Annotated in this window: 18 protein-coding genes; 12 read left to right on the top strand and 6 right to left on the bottom strand. The window is 57.1% G+C overall.

What is annotated here, in order from left to right:
- Nucleotides 1-284: 284 nt before the first annotated feature.
- Both ACUNV4_RS14150 and ACUNV4_RS14145 read right to left on the bottom strand, forming a co-directional pair.
- A complete protein-coding gene (locus ACUNV4_RS14150) occupies nt 285-1,001 on the bottom strand; it encodes a hypothetical protein (protein WP_430879219.1) in 717 nt (238 codons plus the stop codon).
- A gap of 601 nt (nt 1,002-1,602) precedes the next feature.
- Nucleotides 1,603-3,195 (bottom strand): ABC transporter substrate-binding protein, encoded by a 1,593-nt coding sequence (locus ACUNV4_RS14145; RefSeq protein ID WP_430879218.1) that lies wholly within the window; start codon nt 3,193-3,195, stop codon nt 1,603-1,605.
- A 169-nt stretch (nt 3,196-3,364) separates the two neighbouring features.
- Here ACUNV4_RS14145 and ACUNV4_RS14140 point away from each other — a divergent pair, with 169 nt between their 5' ends.
- On the top strand, nt 3,365-3,898 hold the full coding sequence (locus ACUNV4_RS14140; protein WP_430879217.1) for a hypothetical protein: 534 nt from the start codon (nt 3,365-3,367) through the stop codon (nt 3,896-3,898).
- Between the two features lie 164 nt (nt 3,899-4,062).
- Nucleotides 4,063-5,187, top strand: a complete 1,125-nt coding sequence (locus ACUNV4_RS14135; RefSeq protein ID WP_430879216.1) for an NADH:flavin oxidoreductase/NADH oxidase — start codon at nt 4,063-4,065, stop codon at nt 5,185-5,187.
- Between the two features lie 67 nt (nt 5,188-5,254).
- Here the strand turns inward: ACUNV4_RS14135 and ACUNV4_RS14130 are convergent, their stop codons facing one another.
- Entirely contained in the window at nt 5,255-6,118 is an 864-nt protein-coding gene (locus ACUNV4_RS14130) for a helix-turn-helix domain-containing protein (protein WP_430879215.1), read from the bottom strand.
- 147 nt (nt 6,119-6,265) lie between these two features.
- On the opposite strand from ACUNV4_RS14130, the gene ACUNV4_RS14125 reads away from it, so the two are divergent.
- From ACUNV4_RS14125 to ACUNV4_RS14100, 6 genes are all read left to right on the top strand, one after another.
- Nucleotides 6,266-7,558, top strand: a complete 1,293-nt coding sequence (locus tag ACUNV4_RS14125; protein WP_430879214.1) for an NAD(P)/FAD-dependent oxidoreductase — start codon at nt 6,266-6,268, stop codon at nt 7,556-7,558.
- 100 nt (nt 7,559-7,658) lie between these two features.
- Nucleotides 7,659-8,666, top strand: a complete 1,008-nt coding sequence (locus ACUNV4_RS14120) for a TRAP transporter substrate-binding protein (protein ID WP_430879213.1) — start codon at nt 7,659-7,661, stop codon at nt 8,664-8,666.
- Between the two features lie 64 nt (nt 8,667-8,730).
- Nucleotides 8,731-9,315 carry a TRAP transporter small permease gene (locus ACUNV4_RS14115; RefSeq protein WP_430879212.1) on the top strand — a complete coding sequence of 195 codons (585 nt, stop codon included), beginning with the start codon at nt 8,731-8,733 and terminating at the stop codon, nt 9,313-9,315.
- A complete protein-coding gene (locus ACUNV4_RS14110; protein WP_430879211.1) occupies nt 9,315-10,655 on the top strand; it encodes a TRAP transporter large permease in 1,341 nt (446 codons plus the stop codon). The genes ACUNV4_RS14115 and ACUNV4_RS14110 overlap by 1 nt, the downstream gene beginning before the upstream one ends.
- A 123-nt stretch (nt 10,656-10,778) precedes the next feature.
- Nucleotides 10,779-12,401 (top strand): dihydroxyacetone kinase subunit DhaK, encoded by a 1,623-nt coding sequence (locus ACUNV4_RS14105; protein WP_430879210.1) that lies wholly within the window; start codon nt 10,779-10,781, stop codon nt 12,399-12,401.
- A gap of 100 nt (nt 12,402-12,501) precedes the next feature.
- Nucleotides 12,502-12,864, top strand: coding sequence for a cupin domain-containing protein (locus ACUNV4_RS14100; RefSeq protein ID WP_430879209.1), 363 nt, complete (start codon nt 12,502-12,504; stop codon nt 12,862-12,864).
- Between the two features lie 4 nt (nt 12,865-12,868).
- On the opposite strand, the gene ACUNV4_RS14095 is transcribed toward ACUNV4_RS14100, so the two are convergent.
- The gene (locus tag ACUNV4_RS14095; RefSeq protein WP_430879208.1) at nt 12,869-13,144 is read right to left on the bottom strand and encodes a hypothetical protein; all 276 of its coding nucleotides are present in this window, start codon (nt 13,142-13,144) and stop codon (nt 12,869-12,871) included.
- Between the two features lie 228 nt (nt 13,145-13,372).
- On the opposite strand from ACUNV4_RS14095, the gene ACUNV4_RS14090 reads away from it, so the two are divergent.
- From ACUNV4_RS14090 to ACUNV4_RS14080, 3 genes are all read left to right on the top strand, one after another.
- Nucleotides 13,373-14,422, top strand: coding sequence for a GlxA family transcriptional regulator (locus ACUNV4_RS14090; RefSeq protein WP_430879207.1), 1,050 nt, complete (start codon nt 13,373-13,375; stop codon nt 14,420-14,422).
- A 131-nt stretch (nt 14,423-14,553) separates the two neighbouring features.
- The gene (locus tag ACUNV4_RS14085; RefSeq protein ID WP_430879206.1) at nt 14,554-16,011 is read left to right on the top strand and encodes a S41 family peptidase; all 1,458 of its coding nucleotides are present in this window, start codon (nt 14,554-14,556) and stop codon (nt 16,009-16,011) included.
- A 71-nt stretch (nt 16,012-16,082) separates the two neighbouring features.
- Nucleotides 16,083-16,910 (top strand): MipA/OmpV family protein, encoded by an 828-nt coding sequence (locus tag ACUNV4_RS14080; RefSeq protein WP_430879205.1) that lies wholly within the window; start codon nt 16,083-16,085, stop codon nt 16,908-16,910.
- 47 nt (nt 16,911-16,957) lie between these two features.
- On the opposite strand, the gene ACUNV4_RS14075 is transcribed toward ACUNV4_RS14080, so the two are convergent.
- Entirely contained in the window at nt 16,958-17,485 is a 528-nt protein-coding gene (locus tag ACUNV4_RS14075) for a peroxiredoxin (RefSeq protein WP_430879204.1), read from the bottom strand.
- Nucleotides 17,486-17,671: 186 nt separating this feature from the next.
- Nucleotides 17,672-18,559, bottom strand: coding sequence for a LysR family transcriptional regulator ArgP (locus ACUNV4_RS14070; protein WP_430879203.1), 888 nt, complete (start codon nt 18,557-18,559; stop codon nt 17,672-17,674).
- Between the two features lie 136 nt (nt 18,560-18,695).
- On the opposite strand from ACUNV4_RS14070, the gene ACUNV4_RS14065 reads away from it, so the two are divergent.
- Nucleotides 18,696-19,295, top strand: a complete 600-nt coding sequence (locus ACUNV4_RS14065) for a LysE/ArgO family amino acid transporter (RefSeq protein WP_430879202.1) — start codon at nt 18,696-18,698, stop codon at nt 19,293-19,295.
- Nucleotides 19,296-19,297: the final 2 nt, after the last annotated feature.

Genomic DNA, 19,297 nt, shown 5'->3' with positions numbered 1-19,297 from the left:
TCTGGCTATCCGAGGCAACCTCGTCGAGCCAAAAGAGCCGACGCAGATTACCCATGACAGTCTGGTCGCCATGGCTGGCCTCATCGAACTGCAGCAGGGAGGGCCATTTGAATTGAAACATGGCCAGCGCTGCGCACAAAGTGTCTGGCAGCGTAAATACAATACTGCCTTGACGCCGAGTATCAGTGATCTTGGAGAATTGCTCTCTCACCGTCCTGATCAATCCCGGAGCCGAGAGATCCTTGCGCAGCGTAGCCAATTGCGAAGCCATAGGTGACAGACTCTCAATGGTGTTTCCATTGAGCGTAGGTTACGAAAGGCGACTTGTCAGAACTCTGCAACTCGTTGATAGTCAGGGCCGTTTTCACTGGCCGGGAACTGCTGACTACCCACCAGTCCACGTCTGGAATAGTACCGCCATTTACGCTTTTCAGAGCAGCATATACCGACATTGGAAGAGCAATGATATAGCAGGTGAGCATAATAATAATTGTAAATAAGGCACAAAAACGGCTTTTGATCGTCGTCGCCTTCTTATATATAGGTATGGACTGTTTACCTTTTACGATTAACGCTCCCAAAAAGGTCATCAATGGAATCAGCATTGGAAGCCCAAACATGGTCAACAGTAAACACATAAACCCAAGGCCAATGACCCCTTTTATTATGACTAACCTCGTTTCAAATATAGTTCTTTCAGCCTTGTCAGTTGTACCGTAAAAACCACGTTTCACGACATCTATCACCACCGGCATAAAGAGTAGAGTAGTAATTGTTAAAAGCGATGCGAACTTAGTCAGATCAATATCCAAATTTAAGAAATGTGAAATATCGGACCAAGCACTCTCTTGAAAAGTGTCAAAATTTAGTACTATCCGTTCAAGTATTGGATTCAATTCCAACCTGTCGTCGATTTCGGCTAAGGCTGCGAACGCTGTCGGGCCTCCTAATAATACTCCCAAAGTCTTCAAGAGTTCTATGGTCTTTATGTGCTTAGACATTAGATGCGTAAGATGGAGGTATAAATAATTGCGATTCGCGCAGTTACTACATATACAATGTACGCCATAACTTGCTTTCCATTGACTATTGTAGAGGGCGAATTCAATCCGTAAGTGCAACTCAACCCGTCAGGCACTCCGGCTCTTTCTAAATTGGTAATTTGCGATATCAGGGTTGTCTGTTGTTACTAATTCGCAATGACTATTCTCCCCGGATCATTATTATTCTTTTTCTAACCGGATATAAATCGTCAGTTGTATTTAGTTTTTTGAAATTCTGCTAGGTAAGAATTTTGTCCTAGAAATTGTATCTGAACTGCACTGGCTTACGGCCGACGACGCTTGCAAGGCAACTCGTCGCTCCACAAACCGGACCACCGTCATCAAGAAACAAACAGCCGCTGTGGTCACTAAGCAGCCATACAGAAAATGTTTGACACATGTGCTTTGTAGACAAGCACAGCGAAAACAAGCGTCTCAAAGTCACTCAACTTCTGAGAATGCTCCTATCGGCATATGAGGCTGATTCTCGAGCAAATTTGTCGATTACTCAGCCTCGGATCCCGCGCATCCCTGCGCGACCCCAATCAAAACCCTGCAATCAATCCTTGCTCACCAACCGATAATAAACAAAATCCGAAGTAGCCCCGTTCACATACCCATTCACGTTCTTGCCCATTGCAACCTGATAGGCGGCCTGGAACATGATCACGATGGGGGAGCTTTCCTGAACGCGCTTCTGTAGTTCCACGTATATGCCCAGTCGCTTGTCCGGGTCGGCTTCGGTCAGCGCGTCGTTGGTCATCTGGTTCATGTCATCCGGCACAGCCCAGGCATTGCGCCAGGTGGTGGTCGCCGCATAGTTCTCGTCAGAGTTGTCCGAGTTATAGGCGAATGCCTTGGCATTGGAGTGTGGGTCCATGAAGTCGGGTCCCCAGTACAGCAGCATGGCCTGATGGCTGCGCTCGCGGTACTTGGTGATTACCTGGCTACCGGTGCCGGGCAGTATGTCGAAGTTGATGCCGGCTTCGGCAAAGCTTGCCTGAACGGACTGAGCCATATCGGTAAACGGTGCAGCGTTGATGACATCCAGCGTCACGGTAATCGGTGTTTCAATGCCTGCCTCGCTCAGAATGCTCTTGGCTTTTTCCAGATCGTAGGTGAATGGCGTTTCATCGTAAGAGCCGGGAAAACCCTTGGGCCAGAACGCCTGATGCACTTCCATCTGTCCCTTGATGATGGAGTTCGTCATGCCCTCGTAGTCCACCAGATAACGCGCAGCTTCCCACACGGCAGGAGGCGTGAGTGATTCTGTCTTCTGGTTGAAGCTCAGGAAGTGAACAGCAGCCTGTGGAAACACGTCCACTTTCAGCGCGTCCCTGTCCAGTGATTCGATCTGATCAGGCGTCAGGTTTTTTGCCATATCCACATCACCGGATTCCAGCAGCAATTGTTGAGTCGCCGCTTCGGCCACATGCTTGATGATCAGAGACTTCGTACCCGGTGCCCCCTTGAAGTAGTCACTGTTGGCTTTCAGACGAATCAGTTCAGCAGGACGGTAGGAGACGATGGAGTAAGGGCCGGAACCTGCCGAGTTTTCATTCAACCAGGCATTGCCCATGTCGCCATCGACCTCATTGGCCATTACCGTTTCCTGATCGACAATGGATGCTGGACGTGAGGCCAATACATTGAGTACGAAGGCCGGCGAGTAGTCACCCGCATAGTGAACGGTGACCGTGTTGCCATCAGCCGTGACATTCTCCAGTACGTTTTCGGGTGTCCAACCCAACTGCGCCAGAATGAAGGCAGGTGTCAGGTTCAACTTGATGACACGCTCGAAGGAGAACACGACATCCTCGGGTCGCACCGGGTTGCCGGAATGGAACACCGCGTCATCACGCAAGGTGAAGGTGACGGTCTTGGCGTCGGCATCGGTTTCCCATGACTCGGCAATACCGTCTGCCAGAACGGTCGGGTCTTCCGCATCGTACTGCACCAGGCGGTCATAGACATTGGTGACCAGTTCGCCGGACGAAAACTCATACGCCTGAGCGGGGTCAATCGCCACGATGTCGTCGATGTTCTGGGCGACGACCAACACCTGTGGCGGGGTAGACGCTGAAGCCGGCAGCATGACGCTGGCGCTCAGTGCCAGGGCCGACGCCAGCAGCGCGGTTTTGAACAATCTCATTGACTTCTCCTGTGAGTGAATGAATGGCAATGACCGTGCTCGTATCATCGGTGCAGAGTCACTTCCGGAACGGACCTGATCTACTGTACATCATCCCCCTGTGAAGACAGTCGCGAGTTGCTGCAGTCCGGCGCTTTGCGAACCACCGGTCATGTGCAACGATAGGGCGATGACATCGAGCATCCCCATCCTGCTGATCAGCGGCCCGGTCGGCGTTGGCAAGACGGCGGTCGGCAACGAGGTGTCTGAGGTTCTCGAGCGCGATGGCGTCCCGCACACTTTCATCGACTTCGATCAGCTTCGTTATACCTTTCCGAGGCCGGATGATGACCCTAGGGGCAACCGGCTCGGGTTGCAGAATCTGGCGGCCATCTGGGAGAACGGTTCGCGGGCAGGAGCGCTGAATCTGGTGGTCTCCTATGTCATTGAAGAGCGCTCGTTCATCGACAGTCTCCTGCAGCTCATTCCCGCCGGGCAGGTCACCACCGTGCAGTTGTCGGCCAGCATGGAAACACTGTGTACACGCCTGATGCAGCGGGAAATCGGTTCCGGCCTGGACTGGCACCTCAAGCGCGCGGTGGCGTTGAGCGCCATTCTGGCCGCCGAGAGCGCACCGGCCAATCTTCGAATGGCGACGGATGGGCTGCAGGTCATCGACATCGCGCAAGAGCTCGTCAGTCGATGCCAGTGGCGTTTGCCGTAAGCCACACCCGGCTGCGTTCCTGTTCAGAGCCTGATGATCTTGCGCGAAGGCATCGACGTTCCGATCTGTCATGTGCACAATAATGGGGATACACTGGGTCATTGACGATAGCCTGTCATAAGCAGATCACCCATACCCTCCACAGCACCACGGTTCCAGTTTTCATGACACACCTGTTCCAACCGCTCCAGCTACGTGAACTGACTCTGAAGAACAGGGTCATCGTATCCCCCATGTGCCAGTACTCCGCTGTTGATGGCATCGTTCAGGATTGGCATATCGTGCACCTCGGTCAGCTGGCGCAGAGTTCTGCCGGTATGCTGGTGCTGGAGGCGACGGCTGTGGAGGAGGCAGGGCGGATCACGCACGGTTGTCTGGGGCTCTACAACGATGCACAGGAAGCCCGGCTGACCGAGCTGGTTGCATTGCTGCGCAACGTCAACCCGCGAGTGAAGCTGCCTGTCTGCATCCAGTTGGGTCATGCCGGTCGCAAGGGCTCCAGTCACAAGCCGTGGGAAACCGGAATGCAGATACCTCTGAACGAAGGCGGTTGGGTGGCAAAGGCTCCCAGTTCCATCGAACATCACGAAGGGGAATTGCCGCCCGAAGCCTTGAGCGTGGCAGAAATGGCGGTTCTCAAGGAGAAGTTCGTCTCGTCGGTGGAACGCTCGCATCGTGCCGGTATCGATGCCATCGAGCTGCATTGTGCGCACGGCTACCTCATGCACCAGTTCCTCTCTCCGGTTGCCAACCAGCGAACCGATGAATACGGTGGCTCACTCGAGAATCGCATGCGCTATCCGCTGGAAGTCTTTCGTGCCATGCGCGCAGCCTGGCCGGCAGACAAACCGATGGGTGTCCGGATTTCAGCCAGTGACTGGGATCCTGCCAGCAGTTGGGATATCCAGGAATCCTCACGCTTCAGTCAGTTGCTTGAAGAGGCCGGTTGCGACTGGGTCGATGTCTCCAGCGCGGGTGTGTCCAGACACCAGAAGATCGATATCGGGCCTGGCTATCAAGTGCATTTTGCGCATGCCATCAAATCCGTGGTGGAAATTCCGGTCATGGCTGTGGGCATGATCAGCGAGCCGGAGCAGGCAGAGGCAATCCTGGCCGAGGGCAAGGCTGACATGATCGCCATTGCTCGTGCCTTCATGTACAACCCTCGGTGGGTGTGGCATGCCGCTGCCAGGCTCGGCGCCACCGTTGACGCGCCCGTGCAGTACTGGCGCAGTAGTCCTGCCGAGGTAGGGAGGCTGTTTGGTGATGCGCCTATCGGGCAGCGCTAGTCGCCCCCTTCACAGCAGCATAGAGTTGGGCCGGATTCAGGCGCATTCCGGTTCCAGCGTGTTGCAACTAGAGTGGTGTTGGGCGTAAGGTGAATTCACCCGGCGCCAGATCGTTCGTGATGGCTCGCTTCACCTTGTCCGGAATTTCCGGGTCGGTATGGTGGTACAGATCGCACTGACGCAATGCATCACGAACATTGATTCGCTTGCCAAGGTATTCGAAGACGGTACGGGCCGAACCGGGCTGGTGCGCCGCGCAGGTGGATGTGCACAACATCATCCCGGACAGGTAGGGATTGTTGGCGCGATAGTTCGGTGTCAGGATGGTTTCCGAAAAGGTCGAGTCCATGCGTAGTTCTCGTTCGATCAGGAACAACCGGTCCCTCATCATGAACGCGGTGCCGTGATAGTTCATGCACATGCGTTCGCCGACGGCGGTGTCTCGGCCGGTTGAGCGTTCCACCTGACGAAAATAGGTGATGCCGTCTTCACTGTATATCCTGACGAAGCTTCGGAAGATGTAGCCCGGAAAACCGAAGGAATAGAAGTACCTGAAATAGAAGCCCTCGAACGCATCCAGTGCCTTGTTGTCGCGTGACAGCATCGGGCGGAGAATGCCGTACAGCTTGTCGGGGACTGTCCGGCTGTCCTCATCCGTGCTACTGGTTGACGACAGGAGTCGACGAAACTGATCATGATCGAGCATGATCTCTTCCCTGTCGACACCGAAGAAATCACAGATGCTCTTCAGGTTGCGGTAGGAGGGGTAGGTACTGCCGGCCAGATAGCGGTTGAACTGCTGACGATTGATGTCCAGTCTGCGGCAGACCTCGGATATCGAACTGTAGTGGCCGCAGAGGAACCTCAGATTCTCCGCCAGATGGGAAAATTCTGTTTGCTTGTTTCCGGTCCTGCCTTGTGCTCTTGCCAACTGCCCGTCACCCAGTCATTCCCTGAAGTGACGCTAGTATGCGTCAATGTGACGCACATGTGAATACATTCACTCAAAGTCGCCAAATGGCGGCAGTGAAAGCCCGTTGTTAGTGTAAGTCCTCCCTGGCAACCACTATTCAACGTCATGTCACATGCTTCCAATCCGGTGAAGTCCCTCTGGTCGCACACGGCCGTCGAGCCGCCAGTGACAGATACCCTGGAAGGTGCGACAAGCACCGACGTCACCATCATCGGTGCTGGCATCACCGGTCTTCGAACAGCGCTGGAACTGGCCAGCCAGGGCGTCAGCGTCACCGTGCTCGACAGCCAGCAGCCGGGTTGGGGGGCCTCGGGCAGATCCGGAGGGCAGGTCAACCCGATGGCTCCGACCGATCCGCAGTCCATCATCAGGAAGCTCGGCCCCACAGCCGGTGCGCGCATCATCAACAGTTATATCCATTCCGCCGACGAGGTCTTCGGTCTGATCGAGCGGCATGGCCTGAAGTGCGATTCGGTACGCAAGGGGTGGTTGCGTGGTGCCCACTGCACGGCGGCGATCCGCAACCTGGAAAGGGACGTTGCTCGCTGGACAGAACAGGGCATGGACATCCGTCTGGTGGATGGGGATGAGCTGCAGACACTCAGCGGTACGAGCGCCTATCGCGCTGCCACACTGGTGCCGGCAGGAGGGTGTCTGCATCCGCTGTCCTATACGCGTGAGCTGGTTCGTGTGGCTCGGGAGCAAGGGGCCAGAGTTTGCTTTCCACATCAGGTGCAGTCGGTCAATCGCCAGAACTGCCAATGGCAGGTGACAACCGACAAGGGTGCGGTGACGAGCGACTGGGTCGTGTTCTGTACAAACGCCTACACCGATTCCACATTGAAAGGCCTGCGCAAGACCATCATCCCGATCATCAGCGTGCAGGCCGCTACTCGCCCCCTGTCGCCGGAGGAATATGCCGAGTATCTGCCCGGTGGACACACGCTGTCCGACACGAGACGGGTCATCTACTACGGTCGCAAGGACAATCGCAACCGACTGCTTCTGGGTAGCCATGGCAGTGACGAGCATTGCGCCGCGCCGGACAGGAAGCGATTGCTGGATGCCTTCAAGACTGTGTTTCCCAAGCTGAAGGAACAGGACATCGAGTACTTCTGGGGTGGGCGTCTGGCATTCACACCGGATCATCTTCCGCATTTGCACGAGCCTGATCAAGGCATTCTGGCAGCCCTGGGATACAACGGCCGTGGTATCGCCATGGCAACGGTCATGGGTCGTGTGCTGGCAGAACGGGTTGCTGGCAAACGTTCCGAAGATCTGGATTACCCGACCACCCCCTACAGCAAGGTTCCGTTTCACTGGGCGCGCGATGTGGGTGTTCGCACCGCTGCTCAGTATCTGGGCTTCCGCGACTGGCTGGATATCCAGCGCGGATGAATGTTCAGGAAACCTGACGACCGACGTCCCTGCCAGTAGCACGGGCGACAACATCAGGATCTGTTGATCCACACAACCACCAACGAAAGGAAACAATACCGTGAAATTGTTCAGAACTGCTGCGCCCGCCCTGTTGCTGGGTGCAACCATGATGTCCGTTGCGACGCAGTCGACGGCTGCAGAAACGTTCAAGATTGCCCTGGGGGCCGCTCAGGGCGGTGGCCAATACGTCATGGCCGAGCGTTTTGTCGAAGAGCTCGAAAAGGCAACCGATGGTGAACTGACTGCGGATCTGTTCCCGAACAGTCAGCTCGGCTCAGAGGAAGACACCGTGATGAATGCCGCCATGGGCATGCTCGATTTCTCGGTACTGGCGATCAACAACGTTACCCCGTTCTCGCCAACCGTGGGTGTGCTGACGCTGCCCTACATGATCCAGAATCTGGAAGAGGCCTACAGCCTCACCCAGGGCAAGACGGCTGAACGTCTGGTTGAGAACACGGCGCGTGATGCCGGTGTGCGCATCGTTGCCTGGACGTTCTCGGGCTTCAGGGTACTCACCAATTCCGCCCGACCGGTGAAGACGCTGGATGATCTGCAGGGACTCATCATCCGAGTGCCGAAAAACGAGATCATGATCGACACCTACAAGTCCTGGGGCGTGAATCCGACCCCCATGGCCTGGTCGGAAGTGTTCACGGCACTGCAGCAGAAAGTCGTGGACGGACAGGATCTGGGGCTCATCGATCTGGAGTCGGTCAAGTTCTACGAAGTTCAGAAGTACATCTCCAACATTCACTACAACTTCCTGCTCGAACCCATGATCATGTCAGAGCAACTGTTCCAGTCGCAGTCGCCTGAATTCCAGCAGGCGATCCTGGATGCTGGCAAGAAGGCCACGGAATACAGTGTCGAATTCCTGCGTGAACGGGAGAAGACAGCACTGGACGAGCTGCTGGCCAAGGGCATGGAGTTCACGGAAGTGGACGAGGCCGAGTGGATCGAAAAGGCAACTGCTGCCGTATGGCCGAAGTTCCACGACAGTGTCGGTGGCATAGACGCCATCAACGAGACGCTTGAGGAGCTTGGCAGGCAACCGATCGAGTAGATCAACAAGCAGTCACCGAGAGGCGCGCCATTCGGTGCGCCCCGCTTCAACCGGGAGAGAAGTCATGTCTAGAGTGTGGTACGTGCTGGATAATCTGGAAAGCTATATCTGTCGAAGTCTGCTTGTCACGTTTGTCTGTCTGCTGTTCGCACAGATCCTGTCTCGCGAGATATTCAACAGCTCGATCTCGTGGATAGAAGAGCTGTCGGTCTACCTGTTCGTCTGGTTCGTCTATATCGGCGCGAGCTATGCAGCGCGCAAGCATGCTCACAATCGCGTGACCTTCCAGTTCCGCTTCTTCGGCAAACGCGTGGTGAACTACATCGAGGCGTTCGCGGACCTGTTCTGGATATTCTTCAACGTCGTCTTCATCTACCTGTCGAGCAATTTCGTGTTCTTCCAGATGAACAAGTTCTGGAAGTCCCAGACGCTGGGCATCGAAATGAAGTGGATCTACATCGTTCTACCCATCTCGTTCACGCTGATCACCATTCGCGTCATTCAGGTCAATTACCTCAAGCTGGTCAAGGGCGTTGACTTCAAGGATGTCGATAGCGTCGATCTCGAAGAGATTGCGCGCGAGACCGCAGCCGCCGAAAAGGCGTCCGACCTTGCTGGCGGAAAGGACACACGAGGAGGTAAAAACTGATGGAAACCACCATTGTCACCGTACTATTCGGCTCCTTCCTGCTCTTGCTGTTGATCGGTGCGCCTATCACGGTGGCACTCGGAGTCTCGTCGTTATTTTCGTTCTTCTATCTGGGTGAGAATCCGGCCAAGTTCGTGCAGATCGCTTTTTCCTCGGTAGGGTCTTTTCCTTTGATGGCGCTGCCGGCTTTCATACTCGCTGGTGCCTTGATGGAAGCCGCCGGTATATCGCGACGCCTGATTGCGGTGGCCGAGAGTCTTGCGGGCCCGTTTACCGGTGGAATGGCTGTCGCCACCGTCATGGCGTGCGTTTTCTTCGGTGCCATTTCCGGCTCTGGGCCGGCAACCACAGCCGCGGTTGGCATGTTGATGATTCCCGCGATGATCGAACGTCAATACGACAAGGGCTACGCCTCTGCCGTTACCGCCTCCGCTGGCGGTCTTGGCATCGTGATCCCTCCGTCGATTCCGATGATCATCTTCGGCATCTCATCGCTCGGTCTGCTGCCGACACCGGAAGCAATTGAGAAATACGGTATTTTCCAGAGCGTGTCGATCCCCAAGCTGTTTGTGGCCGGCGTCATTCCTGCTGCCGTGATCACTTTGAGCCTGCTCACGATGAACTACTTCATGTGCAAGAAGCGTGGTTACACCGGTACCACTGAGGGCTGGTCTGCGCGGGGCATACTGCGTACGGTTTATCGTGGTTTCTGGGCGTTGCTGGCACCGGTGGTCATCCTGGGCGGAATCTACACCGGCTTTTTCACACCGACGGAATCGGCTGTTGTTGCCATCTTCTACACCTTGTTCGTCGGTACGGCGCTCTACCGTGAGCTGACATTCAGAAAGCTGTTCGACGCGCTCGAGATCACCACCTGGCTGACCGGGCGAATATTGATGATCATGTTCACCGCGACGGTGTTCGGCCGCTTGCTGGTGGAGAATCAGATACCGGGGATCATTGCCGATAGCATGTTATCGTTTACGCAGAATATCTACGTCATCTGGACTCTGATGATCGTCTTCCTGCTGTTCGTCGGCATGTTCATGGAGACGCTGTCAACCATTCTGATACTGGTGCCGGTGATGCTGCCAGTGGCCTACAGTGTCGGTATCGATCCGGTTCACTTTGGCGTGGTGATGGTCTGTACGCTGGGCATCGGATTTCAGACACCACCGCTGGGCGAGAATCTGTTCATTGCCTCGGGTATCTCGAAGATATCCATTGAGGAAATCTCGCTGAAGATCCTGCCGTTTGCGGCAGTCAATACCATCGCGATCTTCGTGATCGCATTCGTGCCGGAGTTGTCATTGTGGCTGCCACGTGTGTTCGGATACTGAGCACATGAAGCACATGAAGCACATGAAGCACATGAAGCACATGAAGCACATGAAGCACATGAAGCACATGAAGCACATGACACAAGACGTCCGATCATCGCATCAACAACGCAGGAGAGAACAATGAGTCAGTTCATCAACGCCAGAAATTCGGTAGTCACCGAGTCGATCGATGGCATGTTGCGAGCCAGTGGTGGTCGATTGGGCCGGCTCGACGGTTATCCCCATATCAAGGTTGTCGTCCGCAATGACTGGTCACGCGATCGAGTGGCGCTCGTCTCGGGTGGCGGTTCGGGGCACGAGCCCTCGCATGCCGGCTTCGTCGGGCAAGGCATGTTGACTGCCGCGGTCTGCGGCGAGGTGTTTGCCTCGCCCTCGGTGGATGCGGTGCTGGCCGGTATCCTGGCCGTGACCGGGGAAGCAGGCTGTCTGCTGATTCTCAAGAACTATACCGGCGATCGTCTCAACTTCGGCCTGGCGGCGGAGCGGGCAAAGGCACTGGGGTATCGCGTGAAAATGGTCATTGTCGATGACGATATCGCTCTGCCGGAAATTCCGCAGGCACGGGGTCTGGCCGGCGCTCTGCTGGTACACAAGATTGCCGGTGCGGCTGCTGAAGAGGGCCGTGATCTGGATGCGGTGGCCAGTGTGGCAGAGCGGGTGATCGCCGGCGTTCGCACGATCGGCATGTCCTTGAATACCTGCACGGTACCGGGTTCGGAGCGGGAGTCGCGCATTGACGAAGGTCACGCTGAGCTGGGACTCGGCATTCATGGTGAACCGGGCATCGAACAGGTTCGTTTCGACTCCGCCGAGCAAGCCATGAAACGGGTCACGGACAAGCTTGCACAGGGCCTGTCTGACGCACCACATGTCGCGCTGCTGAACAATCTGGGTGGCACGAGTCAGTTGGAAATGGGAATTCTCGCCAACGAGCTGGCGCGTTCGTCAGTTGGTGAGCGCATACGCTGGATGGTCGGACCAGCGCCGCTGATGACCGCGATGGACATGCAGGGTTTCTCTGTCTCTCTGTTACCGGTCGACTCTCAGGATGAGGCGAGGCTTGAAATGGCGGTGTCGCCGCCGGCCTGGCCCGGAGCTTATCGTGTCGAGCAAATCACGGTTCTCCCGGTACCGGATGAAGTCCAGTCGGAACAAGCAACGCCGTCTTCACATCCCGAGCGCAAGGCGTTTCTCCAGCGCTGCTGCGAGCTTCTGCTCGAGACCGAGGAGACACTGAATGCGCTGGATGCCAAGTCAGGCGATGGTGATACCGGATCGACATTGGCCACGGCAGCCCGTGACCTGCTCAAGGTGCTCGACCAATTGCCACTGGCCGATGAGGCATCGCTGTTTCACGCCATGGGTGCCGAATTGGCGAAGAAGATGGGAGGCTCTTCAGGTGTCTTGTTGGCGATCTTCTTCATGGCGGCTGGCGAGGCATCGGCCAAGGGGGCCGACCTCAATCAGGCCTTACGTGCCGGACTGGCGCGCATGCAGGAGGTGGGTGGTGCCGGTCTTGGTGATAGAACGATGATCGATGCCCTGCACCCGGCACTCGAGGCGCTGGACTCGGGTATCACTGAAGCGGCGCACGCCGCACGTGCCGGGGCAGATGCCACGGCAGAAATAACGCAAGCACGTGCGGGTCGGTCAAGCTATGTCAGGGCGGACAAGCTCGCCGGTCACAACGACCCCGGGGCCGAAGCGGTGGCACTGCTTTTCGAAGGGCTGCAACGCGGCTGACACGACTGGTCGTTTGCAGTTCTCCAACGAGATTTTTCACAAGGGTCTGGGGCATGCGTTCCAGACCACCTTTCCTGTCATTGAATCAGACTGAAATATCATGAGCACGCTTGTCAAGTTTTCCGACTCCACGGTAGAGCCCGTTCAAAACGACACCACAAAGGTCACCGTCTCTGGTGACCCAAGACACACGGCATGGTTGCACTTCCAGGGCAACAATGGCGCTTTTCGTTCGGGGGTGTGGGAAAGCACTGCAGGTGTTTTCAAGGGCCCGATGAATGATCAGATCGAGTTTTGCCACATACTGGAAGGCAAGGCCAGGATAGTCGTCGGCGATGAGTCCTTCGTGGTGGAAGCTGGTGACAGCTTCGTGATGGACAATGGCCTGCAGCCGGTCTGGCACGTCGAGGAATATATACGCAAATCGTTCGTCATTGCTGCGGTGCCTGCCGCTACGAGCTGACCCCTTACCAGACTCCTGCGGCCGGTGGACCGCCCGGTCCTCCGGCGCCGCCAACGTCCTCGATGGTGCACTCGATGCAGTAGTTCCACCATTCTTCAGGCGGGTTGAGCTGGGCAGCCGCCAGGCCTGCAATGAATGCCCCATCCAGGTCGTACAGGACGCCGCTGTCGATCCATTTCCCACCCGCCTCGGCAGTATCGGTGACAAGGCTCGGGCAGCAGGGGCCGGGGGGGGCGAGTGGCTCACCGGTCGTGGCGCTACGACTGATGTCCAGGAGCAATACTGGCGGAGGAGCCTTGTCGACGCTGGGTGGCGCATCGACAGGAGGAACACTGGTTTCATCATGGCGTTGGCGAGTACCGGATCATGAATCCGACGGCTTGACGTCTCGGCAACCCAGCGTCGAGGTGAGGTCATGGCGGATCCGGATTGCCCCTTTCGTTCAGCTTGTCCGAAAACGAGGGCTTGTTGACCTTTACGTCAAACCCGGTGGCGATACACTTTTGCCATGGACAAGCAAAAACAGACAACACTGGAATCTGCCAGCACTGCGACACCGACCCGTCGTGTGGTCATGGTCGTTTACCCGGATGCACACATTCTGGACGTGGTAGGCCCGTTGGAGATTCTGACCGGCACACGATTGTTTCTGCCGGATGGGCAGATTCCCTACGAGACTTGCCTGGTGGCGCACAAGAGCGGGGTGTTTCCAACCACCAGTGGCATCAGTCTGCAGGCGGATCAGGATTTCACCAGCGCCATGAACAGTCGCAAGCCGATTGATACGCTGATCGTGGCTGGCGGTCACGGGACGCTGGAAGCGTTGGAGGATGTGGATCTGCTGGCCTATGTGCAATGGGCGGCCGAACGCGCAGATCGGGTCGTCTCGATCTGTACCGGGGCCATGATTCTGGCAGAGCTCGGTTTGCTGGATGGCCGCAAGGCCACCACTCACTGGTGGTGGTGTCCGGTGCTGGCCAAACGCTATCCGCAGGTTTCTGTCGATGCCGATGCCTTGTATGTGCAGGATGGCAATGTCTGGACATCTGCCGGGGTGACTGCCGGCATGGATCTGTCGCTGGCATTGGTGGAGGCGGACTGGGGCCATGAGATTGCCTTGCAGGTGGCCCGCTACAACGTGATGTACATGATGCGTCCCGGCGGGCAATCGCAGTTCAGTGCACAGCTGATTGCGCAGCAGGCGGAAGACCCGGTCATTACCGATCTGCTGCAGTTCATCCAGAACCATATTCGGGATGACTTGAGCGTCGGCACCCTGGCAGCGCATTGCTGCATGACCGAACGAACACTGACACGCAAGTTGCGCGATGAAACCGGCATGACTCCGGCGCGCTATGTCGAGCTTGCCCGCATTCAGGCTGCGCGTGTCGCCCTGGAGCAGACCGGACAGTCTGTGGAAGCCATTGCCCGGAGCACGGGTTTCACGAACAGCGAACGCATGCGACGCGCGTTTCAGCGTCACTTGAATGTATCGGCCTCGGACTACCGAGACCGCTTTCAGACCGTTACCACCAGAGAGGCTCAGGCCGATGAATGATGCACTCCTGATGCCCTGACGGCAGCCAGCGGGCACTTGTCACCAGCGACAGCGGATGTTGTCTCGCTGAAGACACAGCTGCCACACCCCTCTACCCACTGACCGGGCACACACTGCCCACGGAGTTATCCATGACTCACAGTCTTGCTGTTCGTGCGAGTTCGCTCGCGTCCAGATTGCCCACCAGCCTTGTGCTGTTGAGCTCCATACTGCTTGTCGCTTGCAGTGATGATGATCCCGATACGCTGCCACTGAACATCAGCAACGAGTTGCAGGGCGTCTGGGAACGTTCGGGTTACGGATCGTTTCTGCAGGTCGAGAACAGTCGACTGAGCGTGTATGAGGCGACTCGTGCTACCTGTCATCTGCGTGATTCGGGGGCGGCGGCAGACTTCATCGCTGCCTTCCCGGAAGTGCATGTGGATGACGATCTGCTGCAACTGGGAGAAAGCGCGCTGGATGTGCCCATGCTGTTCAACCGTGTGGATGCGCTACCGGCGGTGTGCGAAGAACCGATCGACAGTTCGGCAGCCGAGATGTTCGATCATGTCTGGCACAGCTTCAACGACCATTACGCCTTCTTCAATGAGCGCGGTGTCGACTGGTTGGCCCAATACGACCTGTGGCGCCCGACACTCGGCGAACAGAGTACGCAAGGCGAGCTGGAAGCAGCCCTGATCGGTCTGCTGTCACCCATCGACGATACCCACGTCAGTCTGACCGTCGATGGAGGGTCTGTTTTCAACCCGGCAGAATTCAAGGGCTTCTTTCAGGATCTCATCGACGAGTTCGAGTCTCAGGATGTCATTGCCGATGAAGCCAGCTACATCAGCACTGTGATCGGGCAATGGCGACAGGATCTGCAAGGCAATTATATTGGAGAGGCGTTTTCGACCACGGATGACAATCATCCCGGCCTGCTGGAATGGGGTGTCCTCGGCGACTCGGTGGGCTACCTGAGAATCGCGCAGTTGTACACCGACTTCGAGTCTACCGGTGATGAACAACTTTCAGTATTCGATTCGGTGTTGGATGTCGCATTGACCGAACTTGCGGAGACTTCTGGACTGATCATCGATGTTCGCCTGACACCCGGTGGCAGGGATGCAGTTTCGTTGGCCGTCGCCAATCGCTTTGCCGATACGGAGCGAGCGGTGGTGAGCAAGGCCGCTCGTGACTACCAGGGGCTGGGAGCGATCCAGACGCTCACCATCAGTCCTTCAGAGCACCTGAACTATCAGAACCCGGTGGTGCTGATCACCAGTGGCTTCAGTGCCAGTGCCACGGAAGTCCTGACCTTGCTGCTGCGTTCCTTGCCACAGGTGACCCATCTCGGGGAGTCCACCAATGGCGCCTTGTCGGATGTGCTGGAAAGAGGCCTGCCCAATGGCTGGGAGTTCACCCTGTCCAACGAGGTGTATCTGGATGCCAGCGGCCAATCGTTCGAGGCCGTCGGTATTCCACCGGAAGTCGTTGTGCCGGTATTGGACAAGGCAGCGCGGGACCGGGGCGAAGACTCGGCCATCAACGCCGCCTTTGACGTGCTCGGACTGCCCAGCCCATACAACGCTTTCAGCCCGGAAGGCTGACATACATCGCTACCAGTCGCTTCAGCCGCGACGTTCTTTGCAAAACACGTTGAAAACACGGAAGAAACCTCATGAAAACAGTCATTCGAACACTGCTCGTCGCCAGTGCTTTCTCCCTGCCATCCCTGTCGACGGCAGATTCTTCTACCACATCGCCAGGCAAGGCATCCGACTGGCATCTGTCGCTGGGCCTGGCCACCGTCACCGTACCGTCGTATCTGGGCGATAACCGGCACCGCTCCCTGGTGGCGCCGGACATCACCGTCAGCTACAAGGGGCGCTTCTTTGCGTCCACGTTCGACGGTGTGGGCTACAACCTCATCAGGCAGGGTGGCTGGCGCGCAGGTCCCATCATGAAATACAACGCGGGTCGGCGGCAGGATGGCGATGAAAGCTATTTCATCAGTGGTGACGAGACTGATGATCTGCAAGGACTGGGTGACATCGACGGCACAGCCGAAATTGGCGGCTTTGTCGAGTACTCGAGCGAGCATCTGGTGTCACGGGTCGAACTGCGTCAGGCCACCGAGGGGCATGATGGTACTGTCGGTGATGTCTCGGTGAAATGGGTCGGCCGCAAGCTGCTTGCCGGGAAGTCGTTGTTTTACGGAGTCGGGCCGGAGCTGCACTTTGCGGATTCGGATTACATGAATGCCTTTTTTGGTGTGGATGCACAGCAGGCCTCACTGTCAGGGCTTGAGGCCTATCAGGCCGGTGCGGGACTGCTGTCCTACGGCATTCATGCCGCTGTCGAAGTGCCCCTGGCCAACAGAGTGTCACTGGTGGGATTCGGGGGTGTCGATCTGCTGGGTGAAGAGGCTGTCGATTCCTCCCTGGTCTCGACACGGGGCGCTGATGAGCAAGCCTCACTGGGCGTTCTGCTCAAGGTGACGTTCTAGTTCTGTTGTTCGACGGTGCCTTCGGGGTTGTGGTGAGGCCGTTGGTATCAGCGCGTTTTCAGATAGTCGAGCATCGTCTCGGCACTCGAAACATCGACCGGCACGCCCGGCGGATTGTCCTTGAAGCCGGGTTCCACGAATAGCCGCTCGATATGTCGATCATTGACCAGCATCGAGTAGCGCCAGCTGCGCAAGCCCATGCCCTGTTCGGTACGCTCCACCAGCATGCCCATCTTGCGCGTGAACTCGCCATTGCCGTCCGGCAGCATGACGGTCTTCTCGATGTGTCGAGACAGTTTCCACTGGTACATGATGAAGGCGTCGTTCACTGCCAGACACACCACGGTGTCGATACCTTCCGCGGTAAAGTCATCATGCAGTCTTTCATAACCTGGCAGGTGGCTGTCCGAGCAGGCTGGCGTGAATGCACCGGGTACCGCAAATACAACGACCCGTTTGCCGCTGAAGACCTCATCGCTGCTCAGGGTCTTCCATTCGAAAGGGTTGGGGCCTCCGAGAGCCTCATTGCGAACACGCGTATGAAAGACTGCGTCAGGGACTGTCTGTGGATGCATGGTGGCTCTCTCCTGTATGGCAGACGGCCTCGGTATGGCGGCAAGGCGCCCGTGTGAGGCTGTCATTCTACAGGGTGTGGTGATGCTTCCGGCTATGTCAGGTCTGGTGCCTGATGCAGCGCCTGGATTCGATTCGAGACACACTGTGTCGCGAATTCACCGGGCGGCAGAATCGCAGAGCCTCCTTCAGGCTTTATCCAGCAAGGCTTCTCCGGCCACCTGCCGTACCGATGCCGTCAGTTCAGCCAGCGCGTCTCGCATCAGCCTCGGGCTTTGCCAGTAGAGCGGAATGTCCAGTGGGCTTTCGGGGATCAGCTCGACCAGTCGGCCGCTGTCCAGCTCACTGCGTACCAGCAGTTCCGGGTTCATGCCCCAGCCCATGTGCGCCAGAGCCGCTGACACAAAGGCTTCGCTCGATGGCAAGCCATGCGCCGGCGGGCAGCTATGGGCAATGCCTTGCTGCTTCATCCAGAGTTCCTGCAGCCTGTCCTTGTTGTTGAATATCAGCATGGGAGCGGCTGCCAGGCTGCCCTGATCGACACCGTTTGAAAAATGCCGTTCGACGAAAGCCGGGGAGGCGGTGGCGCAATAGCGCAGCGAGCCCAGCGGCAACACATCGCAGCCGCTGACGGCGGCGGCATCCGCGGTCACGGCCGCCACCACCTCACCACGTTCCAGCCATTGCTGGCTGTGATCCTGATCATCCAGAATCAGTTCGAACAACAGTCCGCTGCAGCTTGCCAGCGCGTCGATGAACCAGGTGGAGAGGGTGTCGGCATTCACAGCGATGCGTAGCGTGGGTGACACACCGGCTGGCACGATGTCCGGCATCGTTGTCGCCAGTCGGGATTCCAGCAGAGCGACATCCTGTGTATGCCGCAGCAGTCTCTCTCCGACGGCGGTGGCATGACAGGGTTGCGCACGAATCACCAGCGGAGCACCGAGGCGCTGTTCCAGTTGTCGGACGCGCTGTGAGACGGCCGATGGTGTGACATGCAAGCGACGGGCGGCCTGTTCGAAGCTGCCGGTCTGCAGGACTGCCGTCAGAGTGGCAAGTGCGTCGTAGTCGAGCATGTTGAAAAGCAAGGTGTCGTGGCTTGGCCACCGCCGGTTAAGAATCGCTTAATTCACTGAAGATAATATCGTTTGGCTAATGCAGCAGAATCGGCAAGAATCGCTCCTCTTCTCACGTCACTGATCATTACGACTCATGTTTGCAGCCCTCACGGCCGGTTTCTTCCTCGGTGCCAGCCTCATCATCGCCATCGGTTCGCAGAATGCCTTCGTGCTGCGGCAGGGACTGCGCGGTGAGCATGTCTTGCTGATCTGTCTGACCTGCGCGTTCAGCGATGCCCTGCTGATAACCGCCGGGGTATTCGGTTTTGGTGAGCTGGTGGAGCATTCTCCGTGGATAGGGCCTGTCGCCCGCTATGGCGGGGCGGCGTTTCTGGTCGGCTATGCGCTGATGGCGTTCCGTTCCGCCTGGCGCGGGGCGGGTGTGCTGGAGGCTGCCGACCGAGCGGCGCCATCGTGGAAAGTGGCACTGGCTACCTGTCTGGCATTGACCTGGCTGAACCCGCATGTCTATCTGGATACCCTGGTCCTGCTGGGGGCGGCCTCGACGAAATTCGAGGAATTTCGAACGGCCTTTGCCGTCGGTGCCGTCTGCGCCTCGTTTCTGTTCTTTTTCTCGCTCGGCTATGGTGCTCGCCTGTTGCAACCACTGTTTGCACGTCCTGCGGCCTGGCGTGTTCTGGATGCGATCATCGGACTTGTCATGTTGCTGATAGCTGCAAGTCTGGTGCTGTAAGG

Source organism: Granulosicoccus sp. 3-233, from assembly GCF_052681095.1.
This window is presented reverse-complemented; position numbering and strand designations above follow the sequence as displayed.

Excerpts from the sequence above, each read along its gene's own strand:
- ACUNV4_RS14150 (WP_430879219.1), bottom strand. The coding sequence starts at position 1,001 with ATGTCTAAGCACATAAAGACCATAGAACTCTTGAAGACTTTGGGAGTA.
- ACUNV4_RS14145 (WP_430879218.1), bottom strand. The coding sequence starts at position 3,195 with ATGAGATTGTTCAAAACCGCGCTGCTGGCGTCGGCCCTGGCACTGAGC.
- ACUNV4_RS14140 (WP_430879217.1), top strand. The coding sequence starts at position 3,365 with ATGACATCGAGCATCCCCATCCTGCTGATCAGCGGCCCGGTCGGCGTT.
- ACUNV4_RS14135 (WP_430879216.1), top strand. The coding sequence starts at position 4,063 with ATGACACACCTGTTCCAACCGCTCCAGCTACGTGAACTGACTCTGAAG.
- ACUNV4_RS14125 (WP_430879214.1), top strand. The coding sequence starts at position 6,266 with ATGTCACATGCTTCCAATCCGGTGAAGTCCCTCTGGTCGCACACGGCC.
- ACUNV4_RS14115 (WP_430879212.1), top strand. The coding sequence starts at position 8,731 with ATGTCTAGAGTGTGGTACGTGCTGGATAATCTGGAAAGCTATATCTGT.
- ACUNV4_RS14110 (WP_430879211.1), top strand. The coding sequence starts at position 9,315 with ATGGAAACCACCATTGTCACCGTACTATTCGGCTCCTTCCTGCTCTTG.
- ACUNV4_RS14105 (WP_430879210.1), top strand. The coding sequence starts at position 10,779 with ATGAGTCAGTTCATCAACGCCAGAAATTCGGTAGTCACCGAGTCGATC.
- ACUNV4_RS14100 (WP_430879209.1), top strand. The coding sequence starts at position 12,502 with ATGAGCACGCTTGTCAAGTTTTCCGACTCCACGGTAGAGCCCGTTCAA.
- ACUNV4_RS14090 (WP_430879207.1), top strand. The coding sequence starts at position 13,373 with ATGGACAAGCAAAAACAGACAACACTGGAATCTGCCAGCACTGCGACA.
- ACUNV4_RS14085 (WP_430879206.1), top strand. The coding sequence starts at position 14,554 with ATGACTCACAGTCTTGCTGTTCGTGCGAGTTCGCTCGCGTCCAGATTG.
- ACUNV4_RS14080 (WP_430879205.1), top strand. The coding sequence starts at position 16,083 with ATGAAAACAGTCATTCGAACACTGCTCGTCGCCAGTGCTTTCTCCCTG.
- ACUNV4_RS14075 (WP_430879204.1), bottom strand. The coding sequence starts at position 17,485 with ATGCATCCACAGACAGTCCCTGACGCAGTCTTTCATACGCGTGTTCGC.
- ACUNV4_RS14070 (WP_430879203.1), bottom strand. The coding sequence starts at position 18,559 with ATGCTCGACTACGACGCACTTGCCACTCTGACGGCAGTCCTGCAGACC.
- ACUNV4_RS14065 (WP_430879202.1), top strand. The coding sequence starts at position 18,696 with ATGTTTGCAGCCCTCACGGCCGGTTTCTTCCTCGGTGCCAGCCTCATC.